Annotated in this window: 6 protein-coding genes and 1 pseudogene; 2 read left to right on the top strand and 5 right to left on the bottom strand. The window is 72.4% G+C overall.

Annotation, left to right across the window (positions count from 1 at the left end; genetic code table 11):
- Positions 1-1,802 (bottom strand): annotated as a pseudogene (locus KDL01_RS20070) (hypothetical protein); the annotation flags it as partial.
- A gap of 159 nt (positions 1,803-1,961) precedes the next feature.
- On the opposite strand from KDL01_RS20070, the gene KDL01_RS20065 reads away from it, so the two are divergent.
- Together KDL01_RS20065 and KDL01_RS20060 are read left to right on the top strand one after the other, a co-directional pair.
- Entirely contained in the window at positions 1,962-2,354 is a 393-nt protein-coding gene (locus tag KDL01_RS20065) for a hypothetical protein (RefSeq protein ID WP_212530072.1), read from the top strand.
- On the top strand, positions 2,354-3,241 hold the full coding sequence (locus KDL01_RS20060) for a hypothetical protein (RefSeq protein ID WP_212530071.1): 888 nt from the start codon (positions 2,354-2,356) through the stop codon (positions 3,239-3,241). Before KDL01_RS20065 ends, KDL01_RS20060 begins: the two co-directional genes overlap by 1 nt.
- 21 nt (positions 3,242-3,262) lie before the next feature.
- On the opposite strand, the gene KDL01_RS20055 is transcribed toward KDL01_RS20060, so the two are convergent.
- The 4 genes from KDL01_RS20055 to KDL01_RS43575 all read right to left on the bottom strand — a co-directional run bounded on the left by KDL01_RS20055 (position 3,263) and on the right by KDL01_RS43575 (position 6,585).
- A complete protein-coding gene (locus tag KDL01_RS20055) occupies positions 3,263-3,787 on the bottom strand; it encodes a GNAT family N-acetyltransferase (RefSeq protein ID WP_212530070.1) in 525 nt (174 codons plus the stop codon).
- A 126-nt stretch (positions 3,788-3,913) separates the two neighbouring features.
- A complete protein-coding gene (locus tag KDL01_RS20050; protein ID WP_212530069.1) occupies positions 3,914-4,342 on the bottom strand; it encodes an OsmC family protein in 429 nt (142 codons plus the stop codon).
- Positions 4,343-4,669: 327 nt separating this feature from the next.
- Complete coding sequence (locus tag KDL01_RS20045; protein WP_307846450.1) at positions 4,670-5,383, bottom strand: response regulator; 714 nt, start codon at positions 5,381-5,383, stop codon at positions 4,670-4,672.
- Positions 5,380-6,585, bottom strand: a complete 1,206-nt coding sequence (locus tag KDL01_RS43575) for a sensor histidine kinase (protein WP_212530068.1) — start codon at positions 6,583-6,585, stop codon at positions 5,380-5,382. Before KDL01_RS43575 ends, KDL01_RS20045 begins: the two co-directional genes overlap by 4 nt.
- Positions 6,586-6,765 lie beyond the last annotated feature (180 nt).

Genomic DNA, 6,765 nt, shown 5'->3' with positions numbered 1-6,765 from the left:
TTCCCGTTGTCGGCCGCACCGCCGTCGGACGCCTCGGCGGCCCGCCGGAAAAGCCCGACCGCCTCGTGGAGGTCGGCGGCGGTGCCGTCCCGGTGGAACCGGTCCCCGACCGCCGCGGCCAGATTCTGCCAGGTCAGCAGCTGCTCGAGAGATCCGTCCAGCGCAGCCTCGGACGCCTGCCGGCTCACCGCCACGGCTTCGTCGAGCAGTGCGGCGTCACGTATGTCCCCGTACCCGTCGAGCAGCACCCCGCCGAGGATGCGCAGCGTACGCGCCCGGAAGGCGTGCCCCTCCGGGAGCATCGCGACCGCCTGCCGGCCGGCCGAGAGCGCCTCGTCGAGGTCCGCGGCATCCCGGGTGCGGGAGTGGCGCTCCGAGAACGCGGCGGCGCGGACCTCCCAGACGTTCGCCCGGGCCGGGGAGCCGTCCGGAAGTGTCGCAAGGGCCTGACGGGTCAGCGCGATCGCCGCCTCGAGATCCTCCGCCTCACGGGTCCGCATGAACCGGTCCCAGTTCGCACTGCCCAGATTCGCCAGGCACAGACCGCGGATCGGGCTGCCGTCCGGCAGCACGGCGAGCGACTCCTCGAACACCGCGATCACCTCCTGCACCTGCGCCAGGCTCCCGCCCCGGTCCGTGTGGGTCTTCAGCGTGACACCGAGGTTGTTCAGGTATATGCCGCGCGCGGGGTCGGACTCGGCCGCCAGCGCCACGGCCTCGCGGCCGGTCCGCTCGGCGAGCTCCAGATCCTCGGCCTGAGCACTCATCAGGTATCGGTTCAGCAGGACGTTCCCGAGGCAGGAGAGGCACTGCGCACGCAGTGAATCGTCCTCGGGGCCGCGCGTTCGATCGAGCGCCGAGCGGTATGCGTCGATAGCCGCCTCGAGGCTCGCGGTGTCCTGCGTCTGCTCGAAGCCGCGCCGCGCCACCTCGCCGAAGCGCAGCAGAATGGAAGTCAGGTCCGCGCTGTCGGGTGCGGAGCCCTCGACCGCCTCCCGCCCGGCGGCCATGGCCCGTTCCAGATCGGCGCGGTTCCCGGTCTGGCCGAACCTGGCGGCCAGCGCGCCGCTTTGCAGGGACAGCAGGTCGGGACGTTCCGGGTCCGTCCGCGCGATCACCCGCAGGGCCCGGTCGAACACGCCGATCGCGCCGTCCAGGTCCGCGATGACGCCGATGTGGTCGAAACGCACGCACAGCGCGTTACCCACGTGGTTCGCCATGACGGCGAGGTTCTCGTCGTCGTCCGCCGCGGTCTCCCAGCCCTGCCGGCCGATCGTGACGGCGGCGTCCAGGTCCGCGAGTTCCTGCGTGCGCTCGAAGCGCAAAGCCAGCGCGGCGCTGAGATTCAGCAGATAGGTCGGACGCGCCGGCTCGTCTACCCCGACCGCCGCGATGATGCGCTGCCAGAGCCGGGCGACCTCGGTCAGCGGCTCGGCATCCGGATACCGCATCGCCGCGGCCATCATGCGCCGGGCCGGGTCCGCCGCGCCGGCCGCGGCGATCGAGAGCATGTAGTCGGGCACGTCCAGACCGGCGGCGAAACACCGGCCGAGGCACTCCTCGACGAGGTCGAGTTCTTCGGAGGAGACTCGCTCGTCCCTGGTGACGTGCCCGAACTGGCGGTGCACGTAGTACATGCCGAGCGTGTGCCATGCCGTCAGATCGCCCTCGTCGTCGCCGAGGACCTCGTACAGCCGCCGCGCCGTCTCCAGCATCCCCGGGTCCAGCGCGACGTCCGGGTTCAGCTGCTGCTCCAGCCGGTGCACGTGTGCGGCCAACGCCGCAAGCCACTGCTCGCGCACTGCGTCTCCCCCTTGCTCGGCCTCTGCTTCCCATAGTGGACCCCGAACCCGGATGAGGCAGGCGTTTTCGGCTCACGGCCGGATGGAATGTCCTACCCTGAGACACCGGCGGGCGCACGGCCGGGTCGAGCCTCGCCAGGGGAGGGGATACGAGGCCGTATGGCAATGCAACCGGCGGCGAAAGCCGCTGCCTTCTGCCGTGAACTGGACGACACGGCTCTGTCCGAGCTCGCGCGCGAACAGGGCCTGGGGGCGCAGTTCCGGCGCGCGGACAAGGCCCTGCGGGCCGGGGCGCTCGGCCCGGGTCTCGAAGCCGATCTCGACGCCCTCGACGCGATGCTTCGGCAGGTCGAGGGGCAGGGCCTCTACCCGTCACAGGACCGGACGTATCCGGGGCCGCTGCCGGGTTCCGAACCGGACCGGGGCGCGGGGGCACGGTGGTGGACGTGTCCGCGCGGCTGGTGTTCCGGGCGCGGGCGGGTGCGGCCGGGCCAGCAGGCGCCGGAGTGCGCCGCGGCCGGGGAGCCGCTGTCGGCCGGACCGTTCCCGTGATGGCCGGGTTCCTGGCGGAGGTCGGAGCGAAACTCGCCGATCGGTGGGCGGCGCTGCTCGCCGTTCCCGGACTGCTCTATCTCGCCGCGGCCACCGCCGCGGCCGTGCTCGGCCAGCGCCGCGCCCTCGACTACGGCGAACTGAGCCGCGACATCGAGGCCTGGGCGGCCGGCCCGTCGCTGCGGGCCGCGGGCGGCGCGGCGCTGATCGCCGCCGCCGTGCTCGCGGCCTCGCTGGCCCTCGGGCTCGTCGCCGCGGCCGGCGGGCGGCTGGTCGAGATCGTCTGGACCGCGTCCGGCGAGCACCCGCCCGGCCGGTGGCTCACCGACCGGCGCCGGCAGCGTTCGGCGCGGTTCAAAGCCGTGGCGGACAGCTCGATCGATCCGGCCACCGTGCGGGCGGCCATCGCCGAGGCGGACCGGATCTGCCTGATCGAGCCCGGCCGCCCGACCTGGATCGGCGACCGGCTCCGGGCCGGCCAGGTACGCGTCGAGCGCACCTACGGCCTCGATCTGTCGGCCGCTTGGCCGCGGCTGTGGCTCAGCGTCCCGGACACGGTCAGAGCCGAACTCGCCGGCGCGGGTGACGCGTTCGGCGCGAGCGCCCGGCTCACCGCGTGGGCCGGGTTCTACCTGATCCTGGGCGTGTGGTGGTGGCCCGCACTGCTCATCGGCGCCGGCGCCGCCGTCGCCGGAGTCGAGCGCGGGCGCGTCGCCGCAGGCAACCTCGCCGACCTCATCGAGGCCACGGTGGATCTGCACGGAGCCGAGTTGACGCGGCTGTTGGGGCAGCGGACGGAGGGCTCCCTCGACCAGGCCACCGGCAGGAGAATCACGACGCTGATGCTCAAGAGCCGTTGGGACCCGGAGTCTCCGTTGGCGCAGTGAAGACCGGATTCCGGTGCGGTGTCAGCGGGCGGGCTCAGCGGTGGCGGGCACGTTCTCGGCCGCGGCCGGCTCGCTCAGGCTCTTCGCGTAGCAGCACGAGATCGCGTCTCCGCGGTAGTGCCCGTAGGCCGGGATCGGCGTGTAGCCGTTGCGCTCGTAGACCCGCATGGCCTCCGGCTGGCCGTTGCCGGTCTGTAGGTAGAGCTCATCGGCGCCCAGGCTCGAGGCCGTCTGCTCGGCCGCGCGCAGCAACGCGTCGGCGAGGCCAGAGCCGCGTGCGCCGGGTGCGATGTACATGCGCTTGAGCTCCATGCCCGCACGCCCGCTGCCCGGATTCGCCTGGACCGCGCAGCATCCCATGACGCTGCCCTCGACCCGCGCCCCGAGGTAGAGCGCCTGGTCTCCGGCCTCCGAGCGCCACTGCTGCTCGTCGAAGACCCGGTCGGGATAGCGCGCGCACACTTCCAGGAACATCGCGTGGATCAGCGCGTCGAGTCCGGGATCCGACGTGCCGTCCGGTACGGGGCTGATCGTGAACTCGGCCATGGCGATCATCGTAGTGCACCGTACGGGTGGGCAGGTCCGGCGGATCGTCATGGGCTGTAACTGGCTGTTGCGGCCTGTGGCGAGCAGTGACCGAGGCCCGGCCGTGCGTTCCCCCCGTCGTCCAGGTCAGGCCTTCAGGCTCGCGGTCAGGCTGACCTCGGGTACTGCGGCCAGGGCGCGGCTGACCGGGCAGTTCGCCTTGGCCTGCGCGGCGATCTCGCCGAACCGCGCCTCGTCCAGGCCGGGCACGGTGCCCACGGTGGTGAGCTCGATCTTCGTGATCGTGGGGGCGCCGTCGACCGGCCGGAGTGTCACGGCCGCGTCGGTCTCGATGCTCTGCGGCGTGAAGCCCGCCTCGGTGAGCGCGTTGCTCAGCGCCATCGAGAAGCAGGTGGCGTGCGCCGCGGCGATCAGCTGCTCGGGGTTGGACCCCGGCCCGCCCTCGAACCGGGACTTGTACGTCACCCCGCCCTCGATGCCGTCCCCGGCGGTGAACCGGCCGGTTCCGGTCGGGACGTCGCCGTTCCATTCGGCATGCGCCTTCGAGACGGGCATGAAGAAGCCTTTCTGGTTCGAGCACGTACGTGGCGGGCGGGGGAGCGGATCACCCTGTTCGAACGATAAGCGGGACGGCGCGGGATCTCACGGGCTGTCATACGTTCGGGTGATCAGCGGTGCGGGTAGCCGCACCTGCGGCAGCGGTCCTCCCACGGCGCTTCCATGGGCGCGAACGAGCGGCACGGGCCGCTGTCGACGCCGGCGCACTCGTCCTCGGACGGGGGCGGGTCTCCGGGTCGGTACGGCGGCATCGGCCTTGGCTTCGGCGTCGGCTGATCGGGCATGGCGGTCTCCTTCCTCTGGTGTGTTCCTTCGGCCTGGGGATCACGGTGTGGGCGGCGGGTCCGGGCGGAAGGCGAGACCGTGCTCGTAGGCATACCCGACGGCTTGGGCCCGATCGCGCGCGCCGATCTTCGTCAGCAGGTGGTTGATGTGGCTCTTGACCGTGCCCTCGCTCACCACCAGGCGCGCGGCGATCTCGGCGTTGGAAAGTCCCGCGGCGATCAGCCCAAGCACCTGCGCCTCCCTCGGCGTGAGCCCGGCGGGCAGGCGCGGTACGGCCGCGGGCGCGGTCGCGGTCGGTTCGGGCTCCGGCGGGGCGGCGATGGCGGCGACCACGTGGTGCTGCACCGCCGGATCGATCACCGAGCGGTCGTCGTACACCTGACGCAGCGCCAGATGGATCTCCTCGGCGCCCGCGTCCTTCGTCAGATAGCCGCGTGCTCCGGCGCGCAGGGCGTCGATCACCGAGCGGTCGTCCGCGTACGTCGTCAGTACCACGACCTTGATCGCGGGCTCGCGCTCGCGCAGCAGGCGAGTGGCCTCCACGCCGTCGCGGTGCGGCATGCGCAGGTCCATCAGGACGATGTCCGGGCGTGCCTGCGCGGCCAACGTCAACGCCTCCTCGCCGTCCTTCGCCGCACCCACGACCTCGATCCCGTCCATCAGCCCGAGCAGCAGGTTCAGCCCCTCGCGCACCGTGCGCTGGTCGTCGGCGATCAGGACCCTGATCGGGGCGGCGTCGTCCGGCCCGGTCACGCGGGCACCTCCAGCAGGACCCGGAACCCGTTCGCCGTCGCCCCGGCGGTCAACGTGCCGCCGAGCAGTTCGGCCCGCTCCCGCATCCCGGCCAACCCGTAGCCCTCGCCATCCGATCCGGCCGCCGCGTCCTCGTCCGACCGAGTCGGCTCCGCCGCGAAGTCCTCCACGGTGAGCACCACGGCATCGTGCCGGTAGTCCAAGCTCACCTCGACCCGTTCCGCCTCCGCGTGCTTGGCGATGTTCGTCAGGGCTTCCTGGGCGACGCGGTAGATCGCGAGGCGCGCCTCGGAGCCGAGCTCCAGTGCCTCTCCGTCGACGGTGAGCCGGCACGGCACGCCCCTGACCTCCTCGAATCGGCGGGTGAGATCGGGCAGCCGGTCCGGGATCGGCAGCTCGTCGTCCCTGAGCATCCCGATCGCGCGACGGGCTTCGTCGAGCCCTGTCTTGCCGAGCTGGTGCGCCCGCTCGAGCGCACCCGGCAGCCTGGGGTCGGTCGGGTTCGAGGCGGCCAGCAGGCGTGCGCCCTCGAGTTGGAGCATCAGCCCGGACAGGGAGTGGGCCAGCACGTCGTGCATCTCGCGGGCCAGGTGCTGGCGTTCGGCCAAGGCGGCCGCGCGGGCCTCGGCGGCCCGGGTCCCCTCGAGTTCCGTCAGCAGCTGCTCCGCCTCCAGGTTCGCCAGCCGCAACCGTTCAGCCAGCAGCGTGATCAGGCAGTAGCAGCCGATCGCCGCGACGACCACCAGCGCCGAGAACGGGGAGAGGTGGCTGCTGGTGATGGAGGCCAACACCAGCATGAGCAAGGTGATCGTGGACAGGGCGACGGCCAGCCGGGTCGGCATCTTCCGCACCAGCAGCACGATCGCCGTGAAGAGCGCGAAGAATCCGGTGCGGCCGCCCTGTGCCCAGACCAGGCTCACCGCGCCGGCGACGAGGAGCACCGCGCACGCGGTATGCCGCCAGGAACCGCGCGTCGCCACGTGCGTGCCGTAGGAGCCGCCGGCGAAGGCGGCCAGCGTGAGGGACACCACCAGGCCCCGGCCGGACGACCCGACGGAGGGCTCGGCACGCAGAACCGAGAGCGTGACCCCGCCGGCCAGCGCCGGCCCGAGCAGCCTCATCCAGCGCAGCGCCGAGTCCTGCGCCGCGCGCGCCCTGCGCAGGGCCGCCAGGGTGGGGGCCGTCCCGTATTCCTCGCTCACCACACGATCGTACGTTGACTCGTCCGCGCCGTCCTCTACCCCTGGGCATAGCCGGCTCCGCCCGTGGTTGGAGAACGGCGTCGCCGCAGGGATCTATCCCGGCGCCGATGTGGCGCGTGCCCCCGGCCACGCATGCTGAGTCCACCGCGCGTACCCACTGCCCGCACCGACTGCCTTCAC

The organism is Actinospica durhamensis (assembly GCF_018139695.1).
Lineage (GTDB): Bacteria > Actinomycetota > Actinomycetes > Streptomycetales > Catenulisporaceae > Actinospica > Actinospica durhamensis.
Note: the sequence above shows the minus strand (reverse complement) of the source record. Positions and strands in the feature narration are given on the sequence as shown.

Bases quoted from the DNA above. Each gene is read 5' to 3' on its own strand.
- KDL01_RS20065 (WP_212530072.1), top strand. From the start codon at position 1,962: ATGGCAATGCAACCGGCGGCGAAAGCCGCTGCCTTCTGCCGTGAACTG.
- KDL01_RS20060 (WP_212530071.1), top strand. From the start codon at position 2,354: ATGGCCGGGTTCCTGGCGGAGGTCGGAGCGAAACTCGCCGATCGGTGG.
- KDL01_RS20055 (WP_212530070.1), bottom strand. From the start codon at position 3,787: ATGGCCGAGTTCACGATCAGCCCCGTACCGGACGGCACGTCGGATCCC.
- KDL01_RS20050 (WP_212530069.1), bottom strand. From the start codon at position 4,342: ATGCCCGTCTCGAAGGCGCATGCCGAATGGAACGGCGACGTCCCGACC.